The sequence below is a fragment of the Enterobacter sp. 04-C-12-SI-ECC genome (genome assembly GCF_047530715.1).
Classification (GTDB): domain Bacteria; phylum Pseudomonadota; class Gammaproteobacteria; order Enterobacterales; family Enterobacteriaceae; genus Enterobacter; species Enterobacter bugandensis.
Genome location: NZ_JBLKDI010000024.1, coordinates 47,786 through 73,401 on the forward strand (window position 1 = coordinate 47,786; position 25,616 = coordinate 73,401).

At 58.3% G+C, this 25,616-nt stretch carries 25 protein-coding genes and 1 riboswitch; of the genes, 17 read left to right on the forward strand and 8 right to left on the reverse strand.

The features are described 5' to 3' along the window. Positions 1-30 precede the first annotated feature (30 nt). Positions 31-684, reverse strand: coding sequence for a 3,4-dihydroxy-2-butanone-4-phosphate synthase (ribB, locus tag ACMWL8_RS22255; protein ID WP_045261134.1), 654 nt, complete (start codon positions 682-684; stop codon positions 31-33). 106 nt (positions 685-790) lie between these two features. After that, positions 791-941: riboswitch (FMN riboswitch) on the reverse strand. A 121-nt stretch (positions 942-1,062) separates the two neighbouring features. Here ribB and ubiK point away from each other — a divergent pair. After that, a complete protein-coding gene (ubiK, locus tag ACMWL8_RS22260) occupies positions 1,063-1,359 on the forward strand; it encodes a ubiquinone biosynthesis accessory factor UbiK (protein ID WP_028014454.1) in 297 nt (98 codons plus the stop codon). A gap of 64 nt (positions 1,360-1,423) precedes the next feature. Here the strand turns inward: ubiK and hldE are convergent, their stop codons facing one another. From hldE to ACMWL8_RS22275, 3 genes are read right to left on the reverse strand one after another with little or no spacing between them, the layout of a single operon-like run. Then, positions 1,424-2,854, reverse strand: a complete 1,431-nt coding sequence (gene hldE / locus ACMWL8_RS22265) for a bifunctional D-glycero-beta-D-manno-heptose-7-phosphate kinase/D-glycero-beta-D-manno-heptose 1-phosphate adenylyltransferase HldE (protein ID WP_003862540.1) — start codon at positions 2,852-2,854, stop codon at positions 1,424-1,426. Between the two features lie 40 nt (positions 2,855-2,894). Continuing rightward, positions 2,895-5,750 carry a bifunctional [glutamate--ammonia ligase]-adenylyl-L-tyrosine phosphorylase/[glutamate--ammonia-ligase] adenylyltransferase gene (gene glnE / locus ACMWL8_RS22270; RefSeq protein ID WP_045261135.1) on the reverse strand — a complete coding sequence of 952 codons (2,856 nt, stop codon included), beginning with the start codon at positions 5,748-5,750 and terminating at the stop codon, positions 2,895-2,897. A gap of 21 nt (positions 5,751-5,771) precedes the next feature. Then, positions 5,772-7,073, reverse strand: a complete 1,302-nt coding sequence (locus ACMWL8_RS22275; RefSeq protein WP_045261136.1) for an inorganic triphosphatase — start codon at positions 7,071-7,073, stop codon at positions 5,772-5,774. A 229-nt stretch (positions 7,074-7,302) separates the two neighbouring features. Between ACMWL8_RS22275 and ACMWL8_RS22280 the strand changes: the two genes are divergently transcribed. Both ACMWL8_RS22280 and ACMWL8_RS22285 read left to right on the forward strand, forming a co-directional pair. Then, positions 7,303-7,923, forward strand: coding sequence for a TIGR04211 family SH3 domain-containing protein (locus ACMWL8_RS22280; RefSeq protein WP_028014457.1), 621 nt, complete (start codon positions 7,303-7,305; stop codon positions 7,921-7,923). A gap of 60 nt (positions 7,924-7,983) precedes the next feature. Continuing rightward, positions 7,984-9,225 (forward strand): multifunctional CCA addition/repair protein, encoded by a 1,242-nt coding sequence (locus tag ACMWL8_RS22285; RefSeq protein WP_028014458.1) that lies wholly within the window; start codon positions 7,984-7,986, stop codon positions 9,223-9,225. 13 nt (positions 9,226-9,238) lie between these two features. Here ACMWL8_RS22285 and bacA read toward each other — a convergent pair whose 3' ends face one another. Together bacA and folB are read right to left on the reverse strand one after the other, a co-directional pair. Beyond that, on the reverse strand, positions 9,239-10,060 hold the full coding sequence (bacA, locus tag ACMWL8_RS22290) for an undecaprenyl-diphosphate phosphatase (RefSeq protein WP_028014459.1): 822 nt from the start codon (positions 10,058-10,060) through the stop codon (positions 9,239-9,241). 107 nt (positions 10,061-10,167) lie between these two features. Further along, the gene (gene folB, locus ACMWL8_RS22295) at positions 10,168-10,536 is read right to left on the reverse strand and encodes a bifunctional dihydroneopterin aldolase/7,8-dihydroneopterin epimerase (protein ID WP_045261137.1); all 369 of its coding nucleotides are present in this window, start codon (positions 10,534-10,536) and stop codon (positions 10,168-10,170) included. Positions 10,537-10,643: 107 nt separating this feature from the next. Here folB and plsY point away from each other — a divergent pair, with 107 nt between their 5' ends. Next, on the forward strand, positions 10,644-11,258 hold the full coding sequence (gene plsY, locus ACMWL8_RS22300) for a glycerol-3-phosphate 1-O-acyltransferase PlsY (protein ID WP_045261138.1): 615 nt from the start codon (positions 10,644-10,646) through the stop codon (positions 11,256-11,258). A 92-nt stretch (positions 11,259-11,350) separates the two neighbouring features. Then, the gene (locus tag ACMWL8_RS22305; protein WP_045261139.1) at positions 11,351-12,817 is read left to right on the forward strand and encodes an MFS transporter; all 1,467 of its coding nucleotides are present in this window, start codon (positions 11,351-11,353) and stop codon (positions 12,815-12,817) included. A gap of 41 nt (positions 12,818-12,858) precedes the next feature. Here ACMWL8_RS22305 and ACMWL8_RS22310 read toward each other — a convergent pair whose 3' ends face one another. Next, positions 12,859-13,281, reverse strand: coding sequence for a MarR family winged helix-turn-helix transcriptional regulator (locus tag ACMWL8_RS22310; protein WP_028014462.1), 423 nt, complete (start codon positions 13,279-13,281; stop codon positions 12,859-12,861). A gap of 144 nt (positions 13,282-13,425) precedes the next feature. On the opposite strand from ACMWL8_RS22310, the gene ACMWL8_RS22315 reads away from it, so the two are divergent. The 9 genes from ACMWL8_RS22315 to ureG all read left to right on the forward strand — a co-directional run bounded on the left by ACMWL8_RS22315 (position 13,426) and on the right by ureG (position 20,056). After that, positions 13,426-14,439 carry an alpha/beta hydrolase gene (locus ACMWL8_RS22315; protein ID WP_028014463.1) on the forward strand — a complete coding sequence of 338 codons (1,014 nt, stop codon included), beginning with the start codon at positions 13,426-13,428 and terminating at the stop codon, positions 14,437-14,439. Positions 14,440-14,576: 137 nt separating this feature from the next. Further along, complete coding sequence (locus ACMWL8_RS22320) at positions 14,577-15,404, forward strand: urease accessory protein UreD (protein WP_045261140.1); 828 nt, start codon at positions 14,577-14,579, stop codon at positions 15,402-15,404. A gap of 10 nt (positions 15,405-15,414) precedes the next feature. Then, positions 15,415-15,717 (forward strand): urease subunit gamma, encoded by a 303-nt coding sequence (locus ACMWL8_RS22325; protein ID WP_003862556.1) that lies wholly within the window; start codon positions 15,415-15,417, stop codon positions 15,715-15,717. 10 nt (positions 15,718-15,727) lie between these two features. Further along, on the forward strand, positions 15,728-16,042 hold the full coding sequence (locus ACMWL8_RS22330) for an urease subunit beta (protein WP_028014465.1): 315 nt from the start codon (positions 15,728-15,730) through the stop codon (positions 16,040-16,042). Continuing rightward, positions 16,035-17,738 carry an urease subunit alpha gene (ureC, locus tag ACMWL8_RS22335; RefSeq protein ID WP_045261141.1) on the forward strand — a complete coding sequence of 568 codons (1,704 nt, stop codon included), beginning with the start codon at positions 16,035-16,037 and terminating at the stop codon, positions 17,736-17,738. Before ACMWL8_RS22330 ends, ureC begins: the two co-directional genes overlap by 8 nt. Before the next feature lie 9 nt (positions 17,739-17,747). Beyond that, positions 17,748-18,206 carry an urease accessory protein UreE gene (ureE, locus tag ACMWL8_RS22340; protein ID WP_045261142.1) on the forward strand — a complete coding sequence of 153 codons (459 nt, stop codon included), beginning with the start codon at positions 17,748-17,750 and terminating at the stop codon, positions 18,204-18,206. A gap of 9 nt (positions 18,207-18,215) precedes the next feature. After that, positions 18,216-18,755 carry a HupE/UreJ family protein gene (locus tag ACMWL8_RS22345; RefSeq protein WP_028014468.1) on the forward strand — a complete coding sequence of 180 codons (540 nt, stop codon included), beginning with the start codon at positions 18,216-18,218 and terminating at the stop codon, positions 18,753-18,755. Beyond that, on the forward strand, positions 18,755-19,429 hold the full coding sequence (locus tag ACMWL8_RS22350) for an urease accessory protein UreF (protein ID WP_045261143.1): 675 nt from the start codon (positions 18,755-18,757) through the stop codon (positions 19,427-19,429). Before ACMWL8_RS22345 ends, ACMWL8_RS22350 begins: the two co-directional genes overlap by 1 nt. A gap of 9 nt (positions 19,430-19,438) precedes the next feature. After that, a complete protein-coding gene (ureG, locus tag ACMWL8_RS22355; RefSeq protein WP_022651876.1) occupies positions 19,439-20,056 on the forward strand; it encodes an urease accessory protein UreG in 618 nt (205 codons plus the stop codon). Between the two features lie 47 nt (positions 20,057-20,103). Here the strand turns inward: ureG and tsaD are convergent, their stop codons facing one another. Continuing rightward, complete coding sequence (gene tsaD, locus ACMWL8_RS22360) at positions 20,104-21,117, reverse strand: tRNA (adenosine(37)-N6)-threonylcarbamoyltransferase complex transferase subunit TsaD (protein ID WP_045261144.1); 1,014 nt, start codon at positions 21,115-21,117, stop codon at positions 20,104-20,106. 236 nt (positions 21,118-21,353) lie between these two features. Here tsaD and rpsU point away from each other — a divergent pair, with 236 nt between their 5' ends. From rpsU to rpoD, 3 genes are all read left to right on the forward strand, one after another. Continuing rightward, positions 21,354-21,569, forward strand: coding sequence for a 30S ribosomal protein S21 (rpsU, locus tag ACMWL8_RS22365; protein ID WP_001144069.1), 216 nt, complete (start codon positions 21,354-21,356; stop codon positions 21,567-21,569). Between the two features lie 115 nt (positions 21,570-21,684). Next, complete coding sequence (gene dnaG / locus ACMWL8_RS22370; RefSeq protein ID WP_414751613.1) at positions 21,685-23,430, forward strand: DNA primase; 1,746 nt, start codon at positions 21,685-21,687, stop codon at positions 23,428-23,430. Positions 23,431-23,583: 153 nt separating this feature from the next. Further along, a complete protein-coding gene (gene rpoD / locus ACMWL8_RS22375; RefSeq protein ID WP_028014473.1) occupies positions 23,584-25,428 on the forward strand; it encodes an RNA polymerase sigma factor RpoD in 1,845 nt (614 codons plus the stop codon). Positions 25,429-25,616 lie beyond the last annotated feature (188 nt).

Consider the following 25,616-nt stretch of genomic DNA (forward strand, 5'->3'; position numbering starts at 1 on the left):
GGTTTCCCCGGCTTTTTCACATCAGCGGTCTCAGCTGGCCTTGCGCTCGTGCGCCTGGCGGTATTCCACCAGATCTTCAATTGTGACAACCGGCATGTTATGCAGACGCGCAAAGGTGATGCACTCTGGCGCGCGGGCCATGGTGCCGTCATCATTGGTCAGCTCACACAGCACGCCCGCAGGCTTGAAGCCCGCCAGGGTCACCAGATCGATGGTCGCTTCGGTATGACCGCCGCGGGTCAGCACGCCGCCCGCCTGTGCGCGCAGCGGGAAGACGTGGCCTGGACGATGCAGATCGGAGGGTTTCGCATCGTCAGCAATGGCGGCACGCACGGTGGTCAGACGGTCAGCCGCAGACACACCGGTGGTTACGCCATGCGCCGCTTCGATGGTCACAGTAAAGCCGGTTCCAAAGGCGCTGGTGTTGTTCTCAACCATCATCGGCAGATCAAGCTGCTTACGACGATCTTCGGTAATACACAGGCATACGATGCCGCTGCCGTGACGGATGGTCAGCGCCATCTGTTCAACGGTCATGCTTTCGGCGGCGAAAATCATGTCGCCTTCGTTTTCACGATTTTCATCGTCAAGCACCATCACACCGCGGCCTTCGCGCAGTGCATCCAGTGCATGTTCAACACGTTGAGTTGAAGTGCCAAAAGAGGAAAGTAGCGTCTGATTCATGGTAAAAAAACCTCATTAACATTATGGTTACCAGAATCAGGGCAGTCTTAGGAGCGCCGTATAAGCGGCAAAAAGATAACGTGAGCGGGCCCATGCCCGACTGGATCGTTACTCTCTCCCATCCGGACTCTAACCGTCGGCCCCGGAATTACACCGGATCTGCTGACCTTTGAGAATTCACCCAAAGCGCTCGCGGGCTTTCAGCGTTAAGCTGATTTACCGCCGGTGGGGAATTTCGCCCCGCCCTGAGAATAAGCGAGATAACTATAACGCTATTGATTAACCTGGGCAATGCATAAGCTTCAAACAAATCTGCTTTATCCTGGGTCATGACGCGCTACAATGTTCATCAACACTGACTTATCAAGGGAAGCCATTATGATTGACCCGAAAAAAATTGAGCAGATCGCGCGTCAGGTTCATGAGTCCATGCCGAAAGGCATTCGTGAATTTGGTGATGACGTTGAGAAGAAAATCCGCCAGACGCTGCAGGCGCAGTTGGTTCGCCTTGATTTAGTCAGCCGCGAAGAGTTTGACGTGCAGACCCAGGTTCTGCTGCGCACCCGCGAGAAGCTGGCGCTGCTGGAACAGCGTCTGAGCGAGCTGGAAAACCGTAATGCGCCGGAAGAAGTGAAGCCGGCACCGGCCATTCCGCCGGTGGACGATCAGGAGTAAGTGCGGCCTGATGCCCTCTCCCACAGGGAGACGGTGAAAAAAAACGGGCCAATTGGCCCGTTTTTTACTGACTGTCTTTCTGGATCTTCTTGATGATGTTGGTGGTGGAACACCCGTCCTCAAAGTTGAGCACCATCACTTCACCGCCATTCGCCCAGACCTCTTCGCTACCCGCGATTTGCTCTGGCTTGTAATCGCCGCCCTTCACCAGCAGGTCAGGCAGGATCCCGGCAATCAGGCGCTGCGGGGTATCTTCTTCAAACGACACCACCCAGTCCACCGCTTCCAGCGCGCCAAGCACAATCATACGTTGCTCGAGCGGGTTCACCGGGCGCGTTTCGCCCTTCAGGCGTTTGGTCGACGCATCGCTGTTCACTGCCACAATGAGGCGATCGCCCAGCTTGCGCGCATTCGCCAGATACGACACGTGGCCCGCGTGCAGGATGTCAAACACGCCGTTGGTCATCACCACTTTTTCACCGCGCTTGCGCGCGGCGGCGACGGCCACCTTCAGCTCGTCTTCGGTCATGACGCCAAAACCGGTATCCGCACGACCGCGCACCGCGTTTTCCAGCTCGATGGGCGAAACGGTTGAAGTACCCAATTTACCGACGACCACGCCCGCCGCGGCGTTCGCGAAGTAGCACGCCTCTTCCAGGGAGTTACCCGCGGCCAGCGTTGCCGCCAGCACGCCGATCACCGTATCACCGGCACCGGTCACGTCGTACACTTCCTGCGCCTGGGTTGGCATATGCAGCGGTGCCTTGCCCGGCTGCAGCAGCGTCATCCCCTGTTCGGAGCGGGTGACCAGCAGCGCGGACAGCTCGAAATCAGCGATGATTTTCATGCCGCGCTCAACCAGCTCTTCTTCCGTTTTGCACTTGCCCGCCACCGCTTCGAACTCAGAAAGGTTTGGCGTCAGCAGGGTTGCGCCTCGATAGCGCTCAAAATCGGTGCCTTTCGGGTCGATCAGCACCGGCACGCTGGCTTTACGCGCCAGCTGAATCATCGTTTGCACGCTCGCCAGCGCGCCTTTGGCGTAGTCAGACAGCACCAGCGCGCCGATGTTGCCCAGCGCCTGGTTAATGCGCTCGTGCAGCGGCTCAGGATCAACGCCTTCAAAGCCTTCTTCGAAATCGAGGCGGATCAGCTGCTGGTTACGCGACAGCACGCGCAGCTTGGTGATAGTTGGGTGTGTCGGAACAGAAACGAAGTCGCACTTCACGTTCACGTCCGCCAGCGACTTGCTCAGCGCACGCGCCGCATCGTCAATGCCGGTCAGGCCCACCAGACGCGAGTGCGCGCCCAGCGAGGCTATGTTCATCGCCACGTTTGCCGCGCCGCCGGGACGCTCTTCAATGGTGTCGACCTTAACCACCGGTACCGGCGCTTCAGGAGAGATGCGGCTGGTCGGCCCATACCAGTAGCGATCCAGCATCACATCCCCGACAACCATTACTCCAGCACGTTCAAACTCTGGCAGTGTTACTTTCATTCCTGACTCCAGAAAGATTCACAATTTGCGCGCGATAATATCACACTTGTTTTGTTACGCACGGCTCCACCAGCCATTTCTGCCAGCTTGCCGTCACCTGGGCGCGCTCTGCGGTAAAACAGTCCAGCGCCACGTGGCCCGGCTGTTCCTGCAATGCCAGGTGATGAAGCTCATCGCGCAGCGTGGTGTAGGCGCGGGTTAAGGCCTGCGCCTCCTGCTCGTCCATAATGTCGTTTTGCGCCAGCAGTTCCAGAATGCGCACGTTATCGGACCAGCGGGTCAGCTTCGGCTTGTCGTGGGCATGCAGTAGCACCAGGTACTGAGTGATGAACTCAATATCGGTAATCCCGCCCTCATCGGCTTTGATATCAAAGCGATCGCGATGTTTGTTGCCCAAATGCGCGCGCATTTTCTCACGCATTTCGCGCACTTCAGTTTGCAGGGTGCTGCCCTCGCGCGGGGTCGTCATGACTGACTTGCGGACCGCATCGAACTGCGTTTTGAGCTGCGGATCGCCGTACACCACGCGGGCACGCACCAGCGCCTGATGTTCCCACGTCCAGGCTTCGTTCTTCTGATAGTCAGCAAAAGCGTCCGTCGAGGTGACCAGCATGCCTGCCGCGCCGGACGGGCGCAGACGCGCGTCCACCTCGTACAGAATGCCCGACGAAGTGCGGGTGCTGAACAGGTGCATGATGCGCTGGGCCAGGCGCAGGTAGAACTGCCGCCCGTCAATCTCACGCTCGCCGTCGGTCATGACGTCCGCCGGACAGTCGTGCAGGAAAATCAGATCCAGATCGGAGCTGTAGCCCAGCTCCCAGCCGCCCAGCTTGCCGTAACCGACCACGGCAAACCCTCGCCCCTCGCGGTCAGCAAGATGCTTCGGCTGGCCGTAGCGGGCCACCATCTGCACCCACGCCTGATGGACTACCGCGTCGATGATCGCCTCCGCCAGCCAGGTTAAGTGATCGCTCACTTTCATTACCGGCAGCGTACCGGCGATATCCGCTGCCGCCACGCGCAGCATCTGCGCCTGCTTAAACTGACGCAGCGCCTCAAGCTGTTGCTCTTCGTCCTCTTCCGGCACGCGCAGCAGATACTGGCGCAGCTCGTCGCGGTAGGCGTCCATCGCCGTCGGCTGATAGAGCGTGTTCGGGTCGAGCAGTTCGTCCAGCAGCAGTGGGTATCGCGCCAGCTTGTTGGCCACCATCGGCGAGGCGGCGCAGAGGGAAATCAGGTGCTTCAGCGCGCCGGGAAACTCGCTCAGCAGTTCCAGGTAGGTGGTACGCGTGATAATCCCGCTCAGCAGCGGCATCATGCGCGACAGCGGCACCGGCGCATCCTCGCGGGAGCAGACGTCGCTCAGCAGATGCGGCATCAGATGATCCAGCACCTGCCGACCGCGCGGGCCAATGGCGCGCTTGTTCAGTTCGAGACGAAAATCGGCAATCAAGGCCACCACGCGATGGCGGGCGTCGTCGCTTAAGTGCGCCAGCACCGGCGTGGTGTCATCTTCCTGGAGCGCGTCCTGCCACAGCTCGCGCCAGTGCTCGGAGAGCGCATCGTCCGGCGATTCACTTTCGTCGTCACCAATAAGATCGTTAAAGATGCGGCGAACGCCTGCCATATGGGCATCCAGCCGTTCGGTCAACGTTGACCAGTCTTCCGCCCGCATGCCCCAGGCCAGGCGCGCCCGGTTAAGGTCATCCCCCGGCAGGGTCTGGGTCTGTTCGTCGTTAATGCTTTGCAGCAGGTTTTCCAGACGGCGCAGGAACAGATAGGCCTCGCGCAGGGTTTGCGCGTCGCCGTCCGGCAGCAAATGCAGTTGCTCAATGGCGCTCAGCGTCGGCAGCAGCGAGCGGGACTGCAGCGACGGCTCGCGCCCGCCGCGGATCAGCTGGAAGACCTGAACGATAAATTCGATTTCGCGGATGCCGCCCGCGCCAAGCTTGATGTTGTCCTTCAGGCCGCGACGGCGCACCTCGCGGGCGATCATCCCTTTCATATTGCGCAGGGACTGGATCACGCTAAAGTCGATGTAACGGCGGAACACGAACGGGCGCAGCATGGCGCGCAACTCGTTGGCGTAGGCGTCGTCGCTGTCGCCCATGATCCGCGCTTTGACCATCGCGTAACGCTCCCAGTCGCGCCCCTGCTCTTGGTAATAATCTTCCAGCGCGGCGAAGCTCAGTACCAGCGGGCCGCTGTCGCCAAACGGGCGCAGGCGCATGTCCACGCGGTAAACAAAGCCGTCCTGCGTAGGCTGGTCCAGCGCCTTAATCAGACGCTGCCCGAGTCGGGTAAAGAACTGGGCGTTATCCAGCTCGCGACGACCGCCTCGCGTGGCGCCATTCTCCGGCCAGGCAAAGATCAGGTCGATATCCGAGGAGAAGTTCAGCTCGCAGCCACCCAGCTTGCCCATCCCCAGAATCAACAGCGGCTGCGGAAGCCCTTCTTCGCTGCACGGCGTGCCCCACTCTTTACAGCAGGCGGCGTAGAGCCAGTCCCGCGCGGCGACAATCAGCGTCTGCGCCAGCTCGCTCAGCTGCTGCAAGGTGCTCTCTTCACTCACCAGCTCCAGCGCCTGCGCCCAGGCAATGCGCACCATCACCCGGCGGCGGAACTGGCGCAGGACGCGCATCAGCGTGGCTTCATCCGCCACCTCTGCCAGCGCGGTTTGCAGCCAGCCAGCATAGTGCCGCCACTCGTCAGCCTGCGGCGGCGCGCTTTCCAGCTCTGCCAGCCAGTCAGGATTGGCGCTGACGCTCTCCTGCACAAAATCACTGAACGTGAGCACGCTTTTCGCCTGCTCGCTTAACGATGACGCGGGTAACGACTCGGGCAGACGTTCGCAAACGGTTTGCCAGTGCTGCTGTAACTGCGAAGAAAGCGGCATATCAGGGGTTCCTTGCCAGAATTAACGTTTTCCGCTGTGCAGCCAGTATGGATCCTGCGAAATGGCTTCGTTGCGGAAATGCTCGATCTCAATCTGCTGACGGGTCTCAATGGCATGCTTAAGCCCCTGCCAGTTCTCCAGCCAGGCCTGCGCCTTCACGCCCTCGTACGCTCCCGACAGAAGCAACATGCTGTCGATATTACGCGCCAGGCGGGGAAGCTGGTCGCCATACTGGTCGCCCAGCGGATGCGCGAAGGTGGTTCTCAGCTCGGCGGCGTGGCGGGAAAGATGGATATCCGCGAAACGTTTAAAGTTGTCCGCGATTTTGGTCTGCGCTTTTGCATCGAGGAAGACGCGCCAGCCGCGCGTCACCAGATACTCGGTCAGCGCCAGTTTTGCCGCGGCATTTTGCGGGCTATAAAGCGCGGTTTGCGCCGACACGTCGGAAAGCAGCAGCGTTTCGGTCTGGGTCAGCAGATCGCGTAAGTGAGCGCTAGCTTTACGCGGTACGATACCGCCAAACAGCGTCAGGGTATGACGCACCAGTCCAATAGCGGCCAGCACCTGTTTTTTGGCATTTTTGACGTTACGCGCCCACAGTTCTTCATGGTACTGCCATTGGGAGAGCGCCAGCTCCAGCGCAGCTTCCATGCCCTGCTCAATGCTGGCTTTCGGGACGACGCGCAAAATCGGAGTCTCTCTCAGCACGCGTGGCGCATTTCCGGCAGCCAGGTGGTAGCCGCGCGCCGCTTTGCTCAAGCTGCCCTGACGTAAACCCGGCTGGCTTACCAGCTTGCGCGCCAGCTTCAGCACGTCGCTCGCATCCCCTTCCAGAAGTTCCAGCTCCAGCTCGCAGATCGGTTCCTGTAACTCACCCGCCTTCACCTCGCCTAAATCCAGCGCGATTTCAATGCGGCTTTTGCCTTCCGTCACCAGCCATTTCTCGCGAGCGAAATCGGTGCTGAACAGCGGCTGCACCTGTCCAGCCAGCGTGGCGGGCAGTTCGCCTTCCGGCCAGACTTCCGCCGGGAAACGTTCCAGCTCAAGTTCTGGCTTACTGATGTCGATATTGTATTCCGGGCGCTGATGCAAACCGCCGACCACGCGGCCGGCGATTTTCATCGTCATCTCGTAGCGTCCGTTCGCGCCGCGGATGCGCAGCCCCATATCGTGGTTGCGCAGCCAGTTGTCCGGCGTTTCGTAGTAGATGTTGAGCAACGGTACGGGTTCATGGTGCTCGCCGGAGAGCGTATTCAGATGCTGACGGAGCGCGTCAACGCTGTCTTTTTCGACGATAAATTTTAATTCGATTTCCTGAGCCATAGCCTTGTACTTTTGCGGGCGTCACAGACGCGTCAATGAGGGCGAACTTCCTCGCCATTTGTTTGTCAGTACATAGTATTTTGCGCCAAATTGCCATGCAATGAGCAATTTGTCGGGCGTAAATGTGTAGAGTCGTGACACAGATGATTCTGATTGCTGATGAATGCTTTGCGTAGAGACACTGTTGCCACTACTATCGTTCCACTTTTTATGAAAATAACGACTAATGATGCTTAAATTACGCCTGATTGGACTTACTTTACTCGCTTTTAGCGCCGCAACCGCAGTGCACGCTGAAGAGAAGCGTTACGTTTCTGACGAACTTAACACCTGGGTGCGCAGTGGCCCCGGAGATAATTATCGCCTCGTGGGCACGGTGAATGCCGGCGAGGAAGTCACCCTGTTGCAGACCAACGCGGAGACCAATTACGGTCAGGTTCGCGACAGTTCCGGCCGTACCTCCTGGATCCCAATGAAAGAGCTGAGCACCGTGCCAAGCCTGCGCACCCGCGTGCCGGATCTGGAAAACCAGGTGAAGACCCTGACCGACAAGCTGAACAACATCGACGGGACCTGGAACCAGCGCACCGCTGAAATGCAGCAGAAAGTGGCGCAGAGTGACGGCGTGATCAACGGTCTGAAAGAAGAGAATCAAAAGCTCAAAAACGAGCTGATCGTCGCGCAGAAAAAAGTGAACGCCGCGAACCTGCAGCTTGATGACAAACAGCGCACCATTATCATGCAGTGGTTTATGTATGGCGGCGGCGTGCTGGGCGTCGGTCTGGTGCTGGGTCTGGTTCTGCCACATCTGATCCCAAGCCGTAAACGTAAAGATCGCTGGATGAACTAATTCGTCTTCTCTGCCAGACTTACGTATCATTCTGGAAAAGAGAAAACGGGAGAGTTGGGCGTGAAGAGTTATCTGGTCGGTGGTGCGGTACGTGATGCGTTGTTAGGTCTGCCGGTCAAAGATAAAGACTGGGTGGTGGTGGGCGCCACCCCGGAAGAGATGCTCGACGCGGGCTACCAGCAGGTAGGCCGCGATTTTCCCGTGTTCCTGCATCCGAAAAGCCGGGAAGAGTACGCCCTGGCGCGTACCGAACGGAAATCCGGTTCCGGTTATACCGGCTTCACCTGTTACGCCGCGCCGGATGTGACGCTGGAGCAGGATCTGCTGCGCCGCGATCTCACCATTAACGCCCTGGCCCAGGACGAAAACGGCCATATCATCGACGCCTACGGCGGGCAGGACGACCTGCGCGATCGTCTTTTGCGTCACGTCTCCCCGGCATTTTCTGAAGATCCGCTCCGCGTGCTGCGCGTGGCGCGTTTTGCCGCGCGTTACGCGCATCTGAGCTTCCGTATTGCGGATGAGACGATGGCGTTGATGACGGCCATGACCGAGGCGGGCGAGCTGGAACACCTGACGCCGGAGCGCGTCTGGAAAGAGACGGAAAATGCCCTCACCACCCGCAACCCGCAGGTCTTTTTCCAGGTTCTGCGCGACTGCGGCGCGCTGAAGGTGCTGTTCCCGGAAATCGACGCGCTGTTTGGCGTGCCCGCACCGGCGAAATGGCATCCCGAAATTGATACCGGCGTGCACACGCTGATGACGCTGAGCATGGCCGCCATGCTCAGCCCTGAGGTGGACGTACGTTTTTCCACCTTGTGCCACGATCTCGGCAAAGGCTTAACGCCGAAAGAGTTCTGGCCGCGCCATCACGGGCACGGTCCGGCGGGCGTAAAGCTGGTTGACGGGCTCTGCCAGCGTCTGCGCGTGCCGAATGACATCCGCGATCTGGCAAAGCTGGTCGCCGAGTTCCACGACCTGATCCATACCTTCCCGATCCTGAAGCCCGCCACCATCGTGAAGCTGTTCGATAATATCGACGCCTGGCGCAAGCCGCAGCGCGTGGAGCAGATTGCGCTCACCAGCGAAGCGGACGTGCGCGGTCGCACAGGGTTTGAAGCGTCCGATTATCCCCAGGGGCGTTTGCTGCGCGAAGCGTGGGAAGTCGCAAAAGCGGTGCCAACGAAAGACGTGGTTGAGGCAGGATTTAAAGGCCCGGAGATTCGCGAGGAGCTAACCAAACGGCGGATTGACGCGGTTACCGCGTGGAAGGAAAAGCGTTGCCCTCAGCCGAAAGAGTGAGGGCAATCGGTTATCAGAAGAAGACCACGTACACCGCAGCCGCGACGATAAAGCGGTAGATCGCGAACGGAATGAACGAGATACGCTTAATCAGCTGCAGGAAGGTTTTGATGGCAATCAGCGCCACGATAAAGGCGGTGATAAAGCCCACGGCAAACATCGGAATATCGCCTGTGGTCAGGAAGCCAATGCTTTTGTAAAGGTCCAGCGCAGTGGCGCCCATCATCATCGGCACCGCCAGCAGGAACGAGAACTCGGACGCCGCGTAGCGGCTCACGCCCATCAGCATCCCGCCTGAAATGGTCGCACCTGAACGGGAGAAGCCCGGCCACAGCGCCAGACACTGGAAGCAGCCAATGATAAACGCCTGACGATAGGTCATATCGTCCAGGCCTTCCGCACGCGGGACTTTTGGCTTCAGCACTTCCGCGGCAATCAGCAGGAAACCGCCCACCACCAGCGCGTACATGACGTTAATCGGGTTAAACAGCGATTTAATGGTGTCGTGGAATACCAGCCCCAATACCACCGCCGGGATCATCCCGAGCAGGATGTGAATCAGCGTCAGGCGGCCTTTGCCCTCTCCTTCACGCTGCGGCAGACGGCCAAAGTGGATGCCGATCAGGCCAAACAGGCGACGCCAGAACATCACCACCACCGCCAGAATCGAGCCCAGCTGAATTACCACCTCAAACGTCTTTGCGGTATCGCCTTCGAAGCCCAGCAGATGGCCAACGATAATCATATGGCCCGTACTGGAAACCGGCAAAAACTCCGTCAATCCTTCGACCACACCCAGAATTGCCGCCACCAGCAGCGAGTGCATATCGCTCATCTATAAACCCCTAAAAAAAGATATAAAAAAACGGTCGCCCCAACGGCTACCGTGAAAGATACAGCCTTAAGACCGATATAACCTAAAATGGTTTAGCAATTATGACGTTAATTGTTTCCTTTCAGATTTGTGCCACGCTCGATAATCACGCCCACGTTGGCCGCGCGCGCCACTGCCCCCGGCTTGCTCAGCTTAATGCGTACCCACGGTGAGTTGAATTTGGTCAGCAGCAGATCCGCCACCTCTTCCGCCACCCGTTCCACCAGCGCAAAACGCTGTCCTTCCACGTGGCCGATCACCGCTTCGCTGATGTCGGCATAGCTCAGACAGTCATTCACGTCATCGCTTTTTGCCGATTTGCGGTTATCCCATCCCATTTCGATATCGAACACCAGTTTCTGCTCGATGGTCTGTTCCCAGTCGTAAACACCAATTGTGGTGATTACCGAAAGTTGCTCTATAAATACAATATCCATCACGACCTGCCTGCTTTTTGGCTAAACCGGATACCACTTCCGGCGAATTATGCGTATTATCCACAGATGCTGAGAATACAGATACATTTTCAAAACGGAACAGCGTTATGAGTGCAATCGCGCCTGGAATGATCCTCCTCGCCTATCTTTGCGGCTCAATCTCCAGCGCCATTCTGGTCTGCCGCATTGCCGGGTTACCTGACCCGCGTGAAAGTGGTTCCGGGAATCCGGGAGCGACCAACGTGCTTCGAATTGGCGGCAAGGGAGCAGCCGTAGCGGTTTTGATTTTTGATATTCTGAAGGGGATGCTACCCGTCTGGGGCGCGTATGCGCTGGGCGTCACGCCGTTCTGGCTGGGGCTCATCGCCATCGCCGCCTGCGTCGGCCATATCTGGCCCGTATTCTTCGGCTTTAAAGGCGGCAAAGGGGTGGCGACCGCCTTTGGTGCCATCGCGCCCATCGGATGGGACTTAACCGGCGTCATGGCCGGGACCTGGCTGCTGACCATTCTGCTGAGCGGCTATTCGTCGCTGGGTGCCATCGTCAGCGCGCTGATCGCCCCGTTTTACGTCTGGTGGTTTAAACCCCAATTCACCTTCCCGGTATCGATGCTCTCATGCCTGATCCTGCTGCGTCATCACGACAATATCCAGCGCTTGTGGCGACGCCAGGAAACGAAGATCTGGACGAAGCTCAGGCGAAAGAAAAAAGATCCCGAGTAGGCGGTTAGTTATGCCTTATAACCAAATGTGATTTTTGTCACCTTCTGCCTGTGGTAACTGTTAGAGACACAACACAACCACACAAAAAGAAAATGGCAGAAATCACAGACACAACTCCCCTTTCAACGGCAGGAATTCCCCCTGATGGCGACATTCAGTGGGTGCGCAGTGCATCGGACGTTTCACGTCTCGTTAACGATGGCTCACAGGGCCGGGCCAACGCCCGGATCGTGGTAGGTATCGCTCTGGGCGGGATTTTCCTCGATGCCTACGATCTGGGCGCGCTGGCGTTCGGCATTAAAGACATTACCCGCGAATTTAACCTGACGCCCGCCGGTACCGGCATGGTGGCCTCGGCGATTACCTTTGGTGCCATTGTCGGGGCGCTGCTCGGCGGTTACCTCACGGATAAAATCGGGCGCTACCGCGTCTTTATGGCCGACATGGTATTCTTTGTCGTCGCCGCTATCGCCTGCGCGCTGGCCCCGAATGAATATGTGCTGGCGGGCGCGCGCTTTGTGATGGGCCTTGGCGTGGGGATCGACCTTCCCGTGGCGATGGCGTTCCTGAGCGAGTTTGCCAGGCTGAAAGGGCCGGGCAATAAGGCCTCCAGCGTCGCGATGTGGTGCCCTACCTGGTATGCGGCGATCAGCATCTCTTACCTTCTGGTTCTCTTTTTCTACGCCGTGCTCTCGGAAAGCCACAGCGACTGGCTCTGGCGTTTGATTCTCGGCTTTGGTGCAGTACCCGCGCTGGTGATCATCGCCATCCGCAGCCGCTATATGAGCGAATCGCCGGTCTGGGCGGCGAATCAGGGCAACCTGAAAGAGGCGGCGTCCATTTTGCGGCAGTCGTACAATATTAACGCCCACGTCCCGCAGGATGCGCTCACCCAGCCTGCGCCTGTCGTGAATAAAGCCAAATGGTCGAACTATCTGAACCTGTTCCGCGGCATCTATCTGCGGCGTACCACGCTCGCCACGCTGCTGTCCGTCGTCTCCTCGTTCGCCTATAACGCCGTGGCCTTTGGCCTGCCGGTGATTATTTCAAGCTTCTTCGTGCAGTCTATGCTGACAACTATTGTGATCTCGCTGGCGCTGAACCTGCTGTTTGCGTTTATCGGCGGATTACTGGCGGTACGCTACGTGCCGCGCTTCGGCGCGTGGCGGATGTCGCTGGCGGGTTACGCCTGTCAGCTTGTGGCGCTGCTGGGGCTGGCGCTGATTGGTCGACCGGACGGTGCCTCTGAAGGGGTGCTTGCCGTGGCGATGCTGGCGCTTTTCCTGTTCGGTCAGGGATTTGGCCCGGGCGCGCATACCATGACGTTCGCCTCGCTGAGCTACCCGACCTCGCTGCGCGGCGTGGGCGTGGGTCTCAACCAGACGCTGATGCGCAGCAGCTCCACGCTGTCGCTGTTCCTGTTCCCGCTGCTGGTCGCGTCTCTCGACACCGCCGTGTTCTGGGTGATTGCGCTGGCGCCGTTTATCGGTCTGGCGTCATTGCTGGCGATCCGCTGGGAGCCGTCCGGGTATGATGTGGATGCGGAGGACTACCGGTAACGACACATCGCTTCGGTGGGTTCAGCCCCACCGAAGTGCGCTTAAAAATCTTCCAGCAGCGTTCGGGAGAGTTTTTTTAGCATTTCCAGCTCATCATCATTCATCCGCATGCTGCAGCGAATCTGGTCCGGCAGCGCCATCACCTGCTTTTTCAGTTCTTTCGCCTTATCGGTCAATACGACATTTTTCATCCTTTCATCCCCCACAACCGCGATACGGTTGAGAAAACCTTTTGCTTCAAGCTTCTGAACCAGCGGGGTCAATGTGCCTGAATCAAAATAGGTTTTATCGCTGAGATCGCGAAGCGGGATGTTGTCTTTCTCGTAGAGCGCCATCAAAACAACAAATTGCGGATAGGTCAGATCCATCTCCTGCAGCAGGGGGCGGTACTGGCGCACGAACGCATTGGTGACCGAGTACAGCGAGAAGCACAATAAATCATCTAGTGTTTTGTTTTCTTTCATTTTTCTATCAACCCTGAATCTGTTGCCTAAAAAAAAATTATAAATAATGTTTGACTAAAAGTATCTTGCACGCAAGTATTATATCAGCAACTAAGTAGCACACTATTTAGTTATCCAATCAAATACGTTAAAAGGGGTACCACCATGAAAACATTAACCGCCATCCTGATTTCTTCCGTCTTCGCGTCAGCCGCGGCATCCGCTCAAACCACCAATACTCCAGCCCCGACCGCAGGCGTACAGGCATTTCTTGATGTCCTGAATGCTGGCAAAGGGAAACCGATGGAACAGATGACCCCGCAGGAGGCCCGCCAGGTACTGATCGGCGCACAGCAAGGAGCAAAATTGCCGCCCGCTCAGGTGACTGAAAAAACGATCCAGGTCAATGGCCAGACGATCGCCCTAAAAATTGTGAAGCCTGAACATGCTGCCGGTACGCTCCCGGTATTTATGTTCTTCCACGGTGGCGGTTGGGTGCTGGGTGATTTTCCAACCCACGAACGTTTAATCCGCGATCTGGTTCGTGCATCTGGTGCCGCAGCGGTTTACGTTGATTACACACCGTCACCTGAAGCCCATTTCCCGGTGGCAATCAATCAGGCCTATGAAGCGACAAAATGGGTAGCCGAGCACGGCCAGGAAATTGGCGTGGACGGCAGCCGTCTGGGCCTGGTTGGTAACAGCGTGGGCGGCAACATGGTGGCTTCAGTGGCGTTGCAGGCCAAACAGTTTAATGGGCCAAAAATTCGCTACAACGTGATGCTCTGGCCAGTGACGGACGCCAGCTTTGATACGGCTTCCTATCACCAGTTCGAAAATGGCTACTTCCTGTCAAAAAACATGATGAAATGGTTCTGGGACAACTACACCACCAGCGCTGCCGATCGTAACAATATCCTTGCCTCTCCGCTTCGCGCCAGCACTGCACAGTTGAAAGGCTTCCCGGAGACGCTGATTCAGACAGCTGAGCTGGACGTTCTGCGGGATGAAGGTGAAGCATTCGGGCGTAAACTGGATGCGGCTGGCGTCCCGGTGACCGTCACGCGCTATAACGGCATGATCCACGATTACGGCCTGCTTAACCCGCTGAGCCAGGAGCCAACGGTTAAAGTCGCCCTTGAGCAGGCAGGTGCAGCATTGCATGACCACCTGAAATAGGATCGTCATGCTTCACACAGAGCACGGCCCCGGGTCGTGCTTTTTAATTTCCTCTATCCATAAGCGACTCATATGACAGCCTTCATTTCCGCCAGGGCATACTGAAACGACCCCGATGATGAGCAGATGGAAGCAGCATGTTAGCAGCTCAGGTCACTGATAATACGTATAAAGGCTGGCAGGCGTCGCTTGCCCTGCAGTTTTGTCACGCCCCTGAGAAAACCCTCCTGCGTTCCGTTCGACACGTCGGGCCGCTCACCGTACAACGTCCGTTTTATCCCGAAGGAAAAACCTGCCACCTCTATCTGCTGCACCCGCCCGGCGGCGTCGTGGGCGGCGATACGCTGGATATTTCCGTTCGGCTCGATGCCAAAAGCCACGCGCTTATCACCATGCCCGGCGCCAGCAAGTTCTACCGCAGCAGCGGCCCGCAGGCGCGTCTGAGCCAGCACTTTTATCTTGATGAAAACGCCACGCTGGAGTGGCTGCCGCAGGACACCATTATCTTTCCCGGCGCGAACGCCGCGCTGCGTTCCATCTTCCACCTTAAGGCCTCCAGCACGCTGCTGGCGTGGGAGCTGTACTGCCTGGGCCGCCCGGTAATCGGTGAGACCTTCAGCCACGGCACGCTGGAGAGCCGCCTTGAAGTGTGGGTGGATGACGAACCGCGCCTGATAGAGCGCCAGCACCTCGGCGACGGCGATCTCACGCCCGTTGCCGGACACCCGTGGATCGGCACACTGCTGTTCTATCCGGCCCGGGAAGATCATCTCGACACGGTGCGCGCGCTGCTCGCGCCTCTGGGCCATTTTGCGGGGGCAACGCTCACCGACGATCTGCTGTCGGTGCGTTTTCTCTCCCACGACAACCTGATTTGCCAGCGGGCGATGCGCGACATCTGGCAGTCGCTTCGCCCGCTTCTTACTACCAAAACCGCCTGTTCGCCGCGCATCTGGCAGACATAAGAGAAACGTTATGGAACTGACCCCCAGAGAAAAAGACAAGCTGTTGCTGTTTACCGCCGCGCTGGTTGCCGAACGCCGCCTTGCGCGCGGGGTAAAGCTCAACTACCCGGAATCGGTCGCGCTGATCAGCGCCTTTATCATGGAAGGCGCGCGCGATGGCGAAACCGTCGCCTCGCTGATGGAGGCGGGCCGCCACGTCCTGACGCGCGATCAGGTGATGGAGGGCGTGCCGGAGATGATCCCGGATATTCAGGTGGAAGCCACCTTCCCGGACGGCTCCAAGCTCGTCACCGTCCACAACCCGATCGTGTAAGGAGCACGTGATGATCCCAGGTGAATACCAGATCCAGCCCGGCACTATTGCGATCAACGTCGGGCGTGAAGCCCAAAGTGTTGTTGTTGAAAATCACGGCGACAGGCCGATCCAGGTCGGATCGCACTACCACTTTTACGAGGTCAACCCGGCGCTGAAGTTTGATCGCGAAGCCACCAGGGGCTACCGGCTGAACATTCCGGCGGGTACCGCCGTGCGCTTCGAGCCAGGCCAGAAGCGAGAGGTGACGCTGGTGCAGGTGACGGGCGCGCAGCGCATTTTTGGCTTTCGCGGCGAGGTCATGGGCGAGGTGAAACATGGCTGAAATTTCACGTCAGGCGTATGCCGACATGTTCGGCCCCACTACCGGGGATAAGGTGCGGCTGGCGGACAGCGAGCTGTGGATAGAAGTGGAAGACGATCTCACGGTCTACGGCGAAGAGGTCAAGTTCGGCGGCGGGAAGGTGATCCGCGACGGCATGGGTCAGGGGCAGATGACAGCTGACAGCTGCGTGGATCTGGTTCTCACCAACGCGCTGATCGTCGACCACTGGGGGATCGTGAAGGCCGATATCGGCGTGAAGAACGGGCGGATCTTCGCCGTCGGCAAAGCCGGGAACCCGGACATTCAGCCCGGCGTGACGATCCCGATCGGCGCCGCGACGGAAGTGATTGCCGCCGAGGGGAAGATCGTCACCGCTGGCGGGATCGACACCCACATCCACTGGATCTGCCCTCAGCAGGCGGAAGAGGCGCTGGTCTCCGGCATCACCACCATGATTGGCGGCGGCACCGGTCCGGCGGCGGGCACCAACGCCACCACCTGCACGCCGGGGCCGTGGTATATCGCCCGCATGCTGCAGGCCGCCGATACGCTGCCGGTGAATATTGGCCTGCTCGGCAAAGGTAACGGCTCCAACCCGAACGCCCTGCGCGAGCAGATCGCCGCCGGCGCCATCGGGCTGAAGCTCCACGAAGACTGGGGCGCGACGCCCGCGGCGATCAACTGCTCGCTGGAGGTGGCCGAAGAGATGGATATTCAGGTGGCGCTGCACAGCGACACGCTGAACGAGTCCGGGTTTGTCGAAGACACGCTGGCGGCCATCGGCGGGCGCACCATCCACACCTTCCACACCGAAGGCGCGGGCGGCGGCCACGCGCCGGATATCATCACCGCCTGCGCGCACCCGAATATTCTGCCCTCTTCCACCAACCCGACCTTGCCCTACACGGTGAACACCATCGACGAGCACCTCGACATGCTGATGGTTTGCCATCACCTCGACCCGGATATCGCCGAGGACGTAGCGTTTGCCGAATCCCGCATTCGCCGGGAGACCATCGCCGCGGAAGACGTGCTGCACGATATCGGCGCGTTCTCGCTCACCTCGTCAGATTCGCAGGCCATGGGCCGCGTCGGGGAAGTGATTATCCGCACCTGGCAGGTCGCGCACCGCATGAAGGTCCAGCGCGGCGCGCTGCCGGAAGAGACCGGCGATAACGATAACTTCCGCGTGAAGCGCTATGTCGCCAAATACACCATTAACCCGGCGCTGACCCACGGCATCGCCCATGAAGTGGGCTCGATTGAGGCGGGCAAGCTGGCGGATCTGGTGGTCTGGTCCCCCGCCTTCTTTGGTGTAAAACCGGCCACCATCGTCAAAGGCGGGATGATCGCCTGCGCGCCGATGGGCGACATCAACGCCTCGATCCCCACGCCGCAGCCAGTGCATTACCGCCCGATGTTTGGCGCGCTGGGCGCAGCACGCCACGCCACGCGGCTGACGTTTGTTTCTCAGGCGGCCCACGCGAACGGCATCCCGCAGCAGCTCAGCCTGCAGAGCGCCACGGCGGTGGTAAAAGGCTGCCGGACGGTGAAAAAGGCCGACATGATCCATAACGCTCTGCAACCGAACATCACCGTCGATTCGCAAACCTACGAGGTGCGCGTCGACGGTGAACTGATTACCAGCGAACCGGCCGACGTTCTGCCGATGGCGCAACGCTATTTCCTGTTTTGAGGAGTGAAGATGATCTATTTGACCCAACGCCTGGACCACGCGCATCCGACTACCGCCAGCGTCACGCTGCCGATTGACGTGCGGGTGAAAAGCCGCGCTCGCGTGGCGCTTAACGACGGGCGCGAAGCCGGACTGATGCTGCCGCGCGGCCTGCTGCTGCGCGGGGGCGACCTGTTGACCACCGACGACGGCAGCGAAGTGATCGAAGTGATCGCCGCCCCGGAGTCGGTTTCCGTGGTGCGCTGCGCCGATCCGTTCCTGCTCGCCCGCGCCTGCTACCACCTGGGCAACCGCCACGTACCGCTGCAGGTCATGCCCGGCGAGCTGCGTTATCACCACGATCACGTTCTCGACGACATGCTGCGCCAGTTCGGGCTGGAGGTAACCTTCGCCAGCCTGCCGTTTGAACCGGAAGCGGGCGCTTACGCCAGCGATGCCCACAGTCACTCTCACGCTCATTCACATTAAGGATCAATCATGCGTAAGTATTTACCGCTGTTACTGCTGGCTTTTTCCGTTCCCGCGCTCGCGCATCCCGGCCACGGCGCCGACAGCTTTCAGGCCGGTTTTCTCCACCCGCTGACCGGGCTCGATCACCTGCTGATGCTGACCGGGGCTGGCGTACTGTCTGCCCTGAGCGGCCGCAGGCTGCTACTGCCTTTAGCGACCCTCGGCATGATGCTTGTTGGCGCCGTTGCGGGCAGCCTGCTCGGCGGCTTTAGCGGCATGGAGATGCTGATTATCGCCTCGCTGGCGGTCTGCGGCGTGATGATGTTTAAAACCGAAAACCGCCTGCTGCTGGCGGTGCCTGCCCTGGCGATGTTCCACGGCTGGGCGCACGGCGTGGAGATGTCTGGCCACAGCTTCTGGCTGTTCACCAGCGGTTTTATGCTGGCCAGCGCGACGGTGCTGTGCGCCAGTTTCGCCGCAGGCTTGCTGCTGCGCCGCCACGACGGGCTGCGTAAAACCTTCGGCGGCGGGCTGATCGTCTCCGCCCTGCTGGCGCTGATGAGCTGATGGAGCACGCCCGCCAGCGGCTGCGCCTGATGCAGCTCTCCAGCAGTAGCCTGCCGGTCGGGTCGTTTACCTGGTCGCAGGGGCTGGAGTGGGCCGTAGAGGCGGGCTGGGTTACGAGCACCGACGCCTTCAGGCGCTGGCAGATCCAGCAGATGGAGCAGAGCTTTTTCTGCGTCGATCTGCCGATGTTTATCCGGCTGTTCCGGGCCTGCGAACAGCAGGACGTCGCGGCAGCAAAACGCTGGACGGCATATCTGCTCGCCTGCCGGGAAACGCGCGAGCTGCGCGAAGAGGAGCGCAACCGTGGGGCGGCCTTTACGCGCCTGATTAAAAGATGGGAGCCGAACTGCCCGGCAGAGTGGCTGCCGCTGTTTGCGCAGAGCCAGCTCTGCGGCATGGCGTGGCTCGGCGTGCGCTGGGGCATTGGCGCGCGCGAGCTGGCGCTGAGCCTCGGCTACAGCTGGATAGAGAGCGCGGTGATGGCGGGCGTCAAGCTGGTGCCGTTCGGGCAGCAGGCCGCACAGCAGCTGATTATCGACCTGAGCGACCATTTTGCCGACGGGTTTGAACAGGCATTTTTACGTGGCGACGACGCGCTGGGGGCAGCTACGCCACTGTCGGCCATCGCCTCCGCGCGCCACGAAACACAATATTCACGACTATTCCGTTCCTGAGGAGTCAACATGGCTGATTACAAACATCCCCTGCGCGTGGGCGTGGGCGGTCCGGTAGGATCGGGCAAAACCGCGCTGCTGGAAGCGCTCTGCAAGGCGATGCGCGACACGTACCATCTGGCGGTGGTCACTAACGATATCTACACCAAAGAGGATCAGCGCATCCTCACCGAGGCGGGCGCGCTTGAGCCGGAGCGCATCGTGGGCGTGGAGACGGGCGGCTGCCCACATACCGCCATCCGCGAAGATGCCTCAATGAACCTCGCGGCGGTAGAAGCACTCAGCGAGAAGTTCGGTAATCTGGATCTGATCTTCGTTGAAAGCGGCGGCGACAACCTGAGCGCGACCTTCAGCCCGGAGCTGGCGGACCTGACTATTTACGTGATCGACGTGGCCGAAGGGGAAAAAATCCCGCGCAAGGGCGGACCGGGGATCACCAAATCCGATTTTCTGGTGATCAACAAAACCGACCTCGCGCCGTACGTCGGTGCGTCGCTGGAGGTGATGGAGCGTGATACCAACCGCATGCGCGGCGAGCGCCCGTGGACCTTTACCAACCTGAAGGCGGGTGACGGTCTGGGGACGATTATTGCGTTTCTGGAAGAGAAAGGGATGCTGCGGGTGTAGTCGTAAATTTCCCTCTCCCCTGTGGGGAGAGGGTTAGGGTGAGGGGGTTACGCCTCAGGCAGTTCCGCCAGCGGCCAGCGCGGACGCACGGACACGCTCAGGTCGGACGTTGCCCCCGCATTCAGGCGCACCATACCGGCGTAGGCGATCATCGCCCCGTTATCGGTACAGAATTCCGGACGCGCATAGAACACTTCCCCGCGACGCTTTTGCATCATCTCCGCAAGCTTCGCGCGCAGCGTGCGGTTGGCGCTGACGCCGCCCGCCATCACCAGACGCTTAAACCCGGTCTGATCCAGCGCGCGCTTGCACTTGATCATCAGCGTATCCACCACCGCGTCTTCAAACGCGCGGGCGATATCGGCGCGGGTCTGGTCGCTGTCGTCGTTATTGCGGATCGTGTTGGCCGCGAAGGTTTTCAGCCCGGAGAAGCTGAAGTCCAGCCCCGGACGGTCGATCATCGGGCGCGGGAAAACAAAGCGCCCTTCCGTTCCCTGCGACGCCATTTTAGAGAGCATCGGGCCGCCCGGATAATCCAGGCCCAGCAGCTTGGCGGTTTTATCGAACGCTTCGCCGGCGGCGTCGTCGATCGACTCGCCCAGCAGCTCGTACTTGCCAATACCCGTTACGCTAATCAGCTGGGTATGCCCACCGGAGACCAGCAGCGCCACGAACGGGAATTCGGGCGGATTCTCTTCCAGCATCGGTGCCAGAAGATGCCCTTCCATGTGGTGAACCGGAATGGCGGGAACGTCCCACGCGAAGGCCAGCGAACGCCCTACCGTTGCGCCGACCAGCAGCGCGCCGACCAGGCCCGGACCGGCGGTATAGGCTACGGCGTCAATATCGGTTGAGCTTAATCCGGCCTCTTTCAGCGCCGCCTGAATCAGGGGCACCGTTTTACGCACGTGGTCACGAGAGGCCAGTTCAGGTACGACGCCGCCGTAGTCAGCGTGCAATTTCACCTGACTATACAGCTGGTTGGCCAGAAGCCCTTTTTCGTCGTCGTAAATGGCGATGCCGGTTTCATCGCAGGATGTTTCAATACCCAGTACACGCATGACTTGTTTTACCTCGTTTCAATACCGCGCAGTGTAGAGCCTGGGCGGGTTGATGTAAAACTTTGTTCGCCCCAGGAAGAAGGCTCGTGTATACTCCTCACCCTTATTAAAGTCCCTTTCAAAATCGCATCGGTGCTTTACAAAGCAGCAGCATTTGCAGTAAAATTCCGCACCATTTTGAAATAAGCTGGCGTTGATGCCAGCGGCAAACCGAATTTATTAAAGGTGAGAGTTACATGCCGGTAATTAAAGTACGTGAAAACGAGCCGTTCGACGTAGCACTGCGTCGCTTCAAACGTTCATGCGAGAAAGCAGGTGTTCTGGCTGAAGTTCGTCGTCGTGAGTTTTATGAAAAACCAACGACCGAACGTAAGCGCGCTAAAGCTTCCGCTGTGAAACGTCACGCGAAGAAACTGGCTCGCGAAAACGCACGCCGTACTCGTCTGTACTAATCTGTTGAGGGCCAACGCCCTCAATTGACAGACAGAGTAGTAGTCGTAAGGCCGTGCTTCCGGAAGGAATGCGCGGCTTGTTTTCGTTTATAAGTCGCTTAAATTTTTGGGGCATATGGCCGGAAGAATCCCACGCGTTTTCATCAATGACCTGCTCGCCAGAACCGACATCGTCGATCTCATCGACGCGCGGGTAAAGCTGAAAAAGCAGGGCAAGAACTACCATGCGTGCTGTCCGTTCCATAACGAAAAAACCCCCTCCTTCACCGTAAACGGTGAAAAGCAGTTTTACCATTGCTTCGGCTGTGGCGCACACGGTAATGCCGTCGATTTTTTAATGAACTACGACAAGCTCGAGTTCGTTGAAACCGTCGAAGAACTGGCGGCGATGCATAATCTTGAAGTGCCGTATGAAGCAGGCAGTGGGCCAAGTCAGATCGAGCGCCATCAGCGGCAAACGCTGTATCAACTGATGGATGGCCTGAATTCGTTTTACCAACAGTCTCTTAAGCACTCTGCGGCTGAGCCTGCGCGTCAGTATCTGAACAAGCGCGGACTGAGCGACGATGTGATTGCGCGTTTCGCTATTGGTTACGCCCCGCCCGGCTGGGACAACGTGTTAAAGCGTTTTGGCGGCAATAGCGAAGATCGTAAATCTCTCATCGACGCAGGCATGCTGGTCACTAACGACCAGGGACGAAGCTACGACCGCTTCCGTGAACGGGTGATGTTCCCGATCCGCGACAAGCGTGGCCGGGTAATTGGTTTTGGTGGTCGCGTGCTGGGTGATGCCCTGCCGAAATACCTCAACTCTCCGGAAACCGATATTTTCCATAAGGGCCGCCAGTTGTACGGTCTTTATGAGGCGCAGCAGGACAATGCGGAACCTCCGCGTCTGTTGGTCGTCGAAGGCTATATGGACGTCGTTGCGCTGGCGCAGTACGACATTAACTACGCGGTTGCGTCGTTAGGTACGTCCACCACTGCCGATCATATTCAACTGCTGTTCAGGGTGACCAACAACGTCATCTGCTGTTACGACGGTGACCGAGCCGGACGCGACGCCGCCTGGCGAGCGCTGGAAACCGCGCTGCCGTATATGACCGACGGACGTCAGCTACGCTTTATGTTCCTGCCCGACGGTGAAGACCCGGATACGCTGGTGCGTAAAGAGGGCAAAGCGGCATTCGAAGCGCGGATCGAGCAGGCACAGCCGCTCTCCACGTTTCTGTTTAACAGCCTGATGCCGCAGGTGGATTTGAGTACCCCTGACGGGCGCGCGCAGCTCAGTACTCTGGCGCTGCCGTTAATCAGCCAGGTGCCCGGCGAAACGCTGCGCATCTACCTGCGTCAGGAGTTAGGCAACAAGCTCGGTATCCTGGATGACAGCCAGCTTGAACGTTTAATGCCTAAACAGGCTGAAAACGGCACGGTTCGCCCCGCGCCTCAGCTAAAACGCACAACCATGCGTATACTGATAGGGTTACTGGTGCAAAACCCCGAACTTGCTCCGCAAGTGCCGTCGCTGGCGGGTTTGAACCACGAAAAGTTGCCCGGACTTGGCTTATTTTCAGAACTGGTCAACACTTGTTTGTCTCAGCCAGGTCTGACCACCGGACAACTTTTAGAGCATTATCGCGGCACAAAAGAGGCCGCTACCCTTGAAAAACTGTCGATGTGGGACGATATAGCAGATAAGGAAATTGCAGAAAAAACGTTCACCGACTCGCTCAACCATATGTTTGATTCGATGCTTGAGTTGCGCCAGGAAGAGTTGATAGCTCGCGAGCGCACCCATGGCTTAAGCAGCGAAGAACGCCGGGAGCTCTGGATGATTAACCAGGAACTGGCGAAGAAATAAAAAATTTAACGGCTTAAGTGCCGAATATCGATCGGGAAGCCCCCGGCAGCCGCACTGAGAGGCAGCGGCAAAAATATAAGTACGCCCTCGCTTTAAAGGTTGGCAGCACCATCGCCGACACCAATCAAACGAATTAAGTGTGGATACCGTCTTATGGAGCAAAACCCGCAGTCACAGCTGAAACTTCTTGTCCAACGCGGTAAGGAGCAAGGCTATCTGACCTATGCCGAGGTCAATGACCATCTGCCGGAAGATATCGTCGATTCAGACCAGATCGAAGACATCATCCAAATGATCAATGACATGGGCATTCAGGTGATGGAAGAAGCACCGGATGCCGATGATCTGTTGCTGGCTGAAACCTCCAACAACACTGACGAAGATGCGGAAGAAGCTGCTGCACAGGTCCTGTCCAGCGTGGAATCTGAAATCGGGCGTACCACTGACCCGGTCCGCATGTACATGCGCGAAATGGGTACCGTTGAACTGTTGACCCGCGAAGGCGAAATTGACATCGCAAAACGCATCGAAGACGGGATCAACCAGGTTCAGTGCTCTGTTGCCGAATACCCGGAAGCGATTACCTATCTGCTGGAGCAGTACGATCGCGTTGAAGCGGAAGAAGCGCGCCTGTCTGACCTGATCACCGGTTTTGTCGACCCGAACGCTGAAGAAGATATGGCGCCTACCGCCACTCACGTCGGTTCTGAGCTGTCTCAGGAAGAGATGGATGACGACGAAGATGAAGATGAGGAAGAAGACGACGACAGCGCGGACGATGACAACAGCATCGACCCGGAACTGGCGCGCGAGAAGTTTGCCGAGCTGCGTACCCAGTACGAAGTAACGCGTGACACCATCAAAGCGAAAGGCCGCAGCCATGCCGCCGCTCAGGAAGAGATCCTGAAGCTGTCTGAAGTATTCAAACAGTTCCGCCTGGTGCCAAAACAGTTCGACTACCTGGTAAACAGCATGCGCGTGATGATGGATCGCGTACGCACCCAGGAACGCATCATCATGAAGCTGTGCGTTGAGCAGTGCAAAATGCCGAAGAAGAACTTCATCACCCTCTTCACCGGCAACGAAACCAGCGAAACCTGGTTCAACGCGGCTATCGCGATGAACAAGCCGTGGTCTGAAAAACTGCACGACGTGAAGGACGATGTCTATCGCGGTCTGCAGAAGCTGCAGCAAATTGAAGAAGAGACCGGCCTGACCATTGAGCAGGTCAAAGACATCAACCGTCGTATGTCCATCGGTGAAGCGAAAGCCCGCCGTGCGAAGAAAGAGATGGTTGAGGCGAACTTGCGTCTGGTTATCTCTATCGCTAAGAAATACACCAACCGCGGTCTCCAGTTCCTGGATCTGATTCAGGAAGGCAACATCGGTCTGATGAAAGCGGTAGATAAGTTTGAATACCGTCGTGGTTACAAGTTCTCTACTTACGCGACATGGTGGATCCGTCAGGCGATCACCCGCTCTATCGCGGACCAGGCACGCACCATCCGTATTCCGGTTCATATGATTGAGACCATCAACAAGCTCAACCGTATTTCCCGCCAGATGCTGCAGGAGATGGGCCGCGAGCCGACGCCAGAAGAGCTGGCCGAGCGCATGCTGATGCCGGAAGACAAGATCCGTAAAGTGCTGAAGATCGCCAAAGAGCCAATCTCCATGGAAACACCGATCGGTGACGATGAAGATTCGCATCTGGGGGATTTCATCGAGGATACCACCCTCGAGCTGCCGCTGGACTCGGCTACTACCGAGAGCCTGCGTGCCGCCACGCACGACGTTCTGGCTGGCCTGACCGCCCGTGAAGCAAAAGTGCTGCGTATGCGTTTCGGTATCGATATGAACACCGACCACACGCTGGAAGAAGTGGGTAAACAGTTCGATGTGACACGCGAACGTATCCGTCAGATCGAAGCGAAGGCGCTGCGTAAGCTGCGTCATCCAAGCCGCTCTGAAGTGCTGCGTAGCTTCCTGGACGACTAATCCTGGTAAACAGCAAAAAGCTCCCAATCGGGAGCTTTTTTTTTGTTTATTCCCTCTCTCTTTGGGATGTACGGTCCGGGGACATAGTGAACACTTGTTCGGGGACATGGTAGACACTTACAACTGAGGCATAAGAACCCGTTTATGGAGTCGCTTATGCCCTGGGATGCGAGAGATACCATGTCATT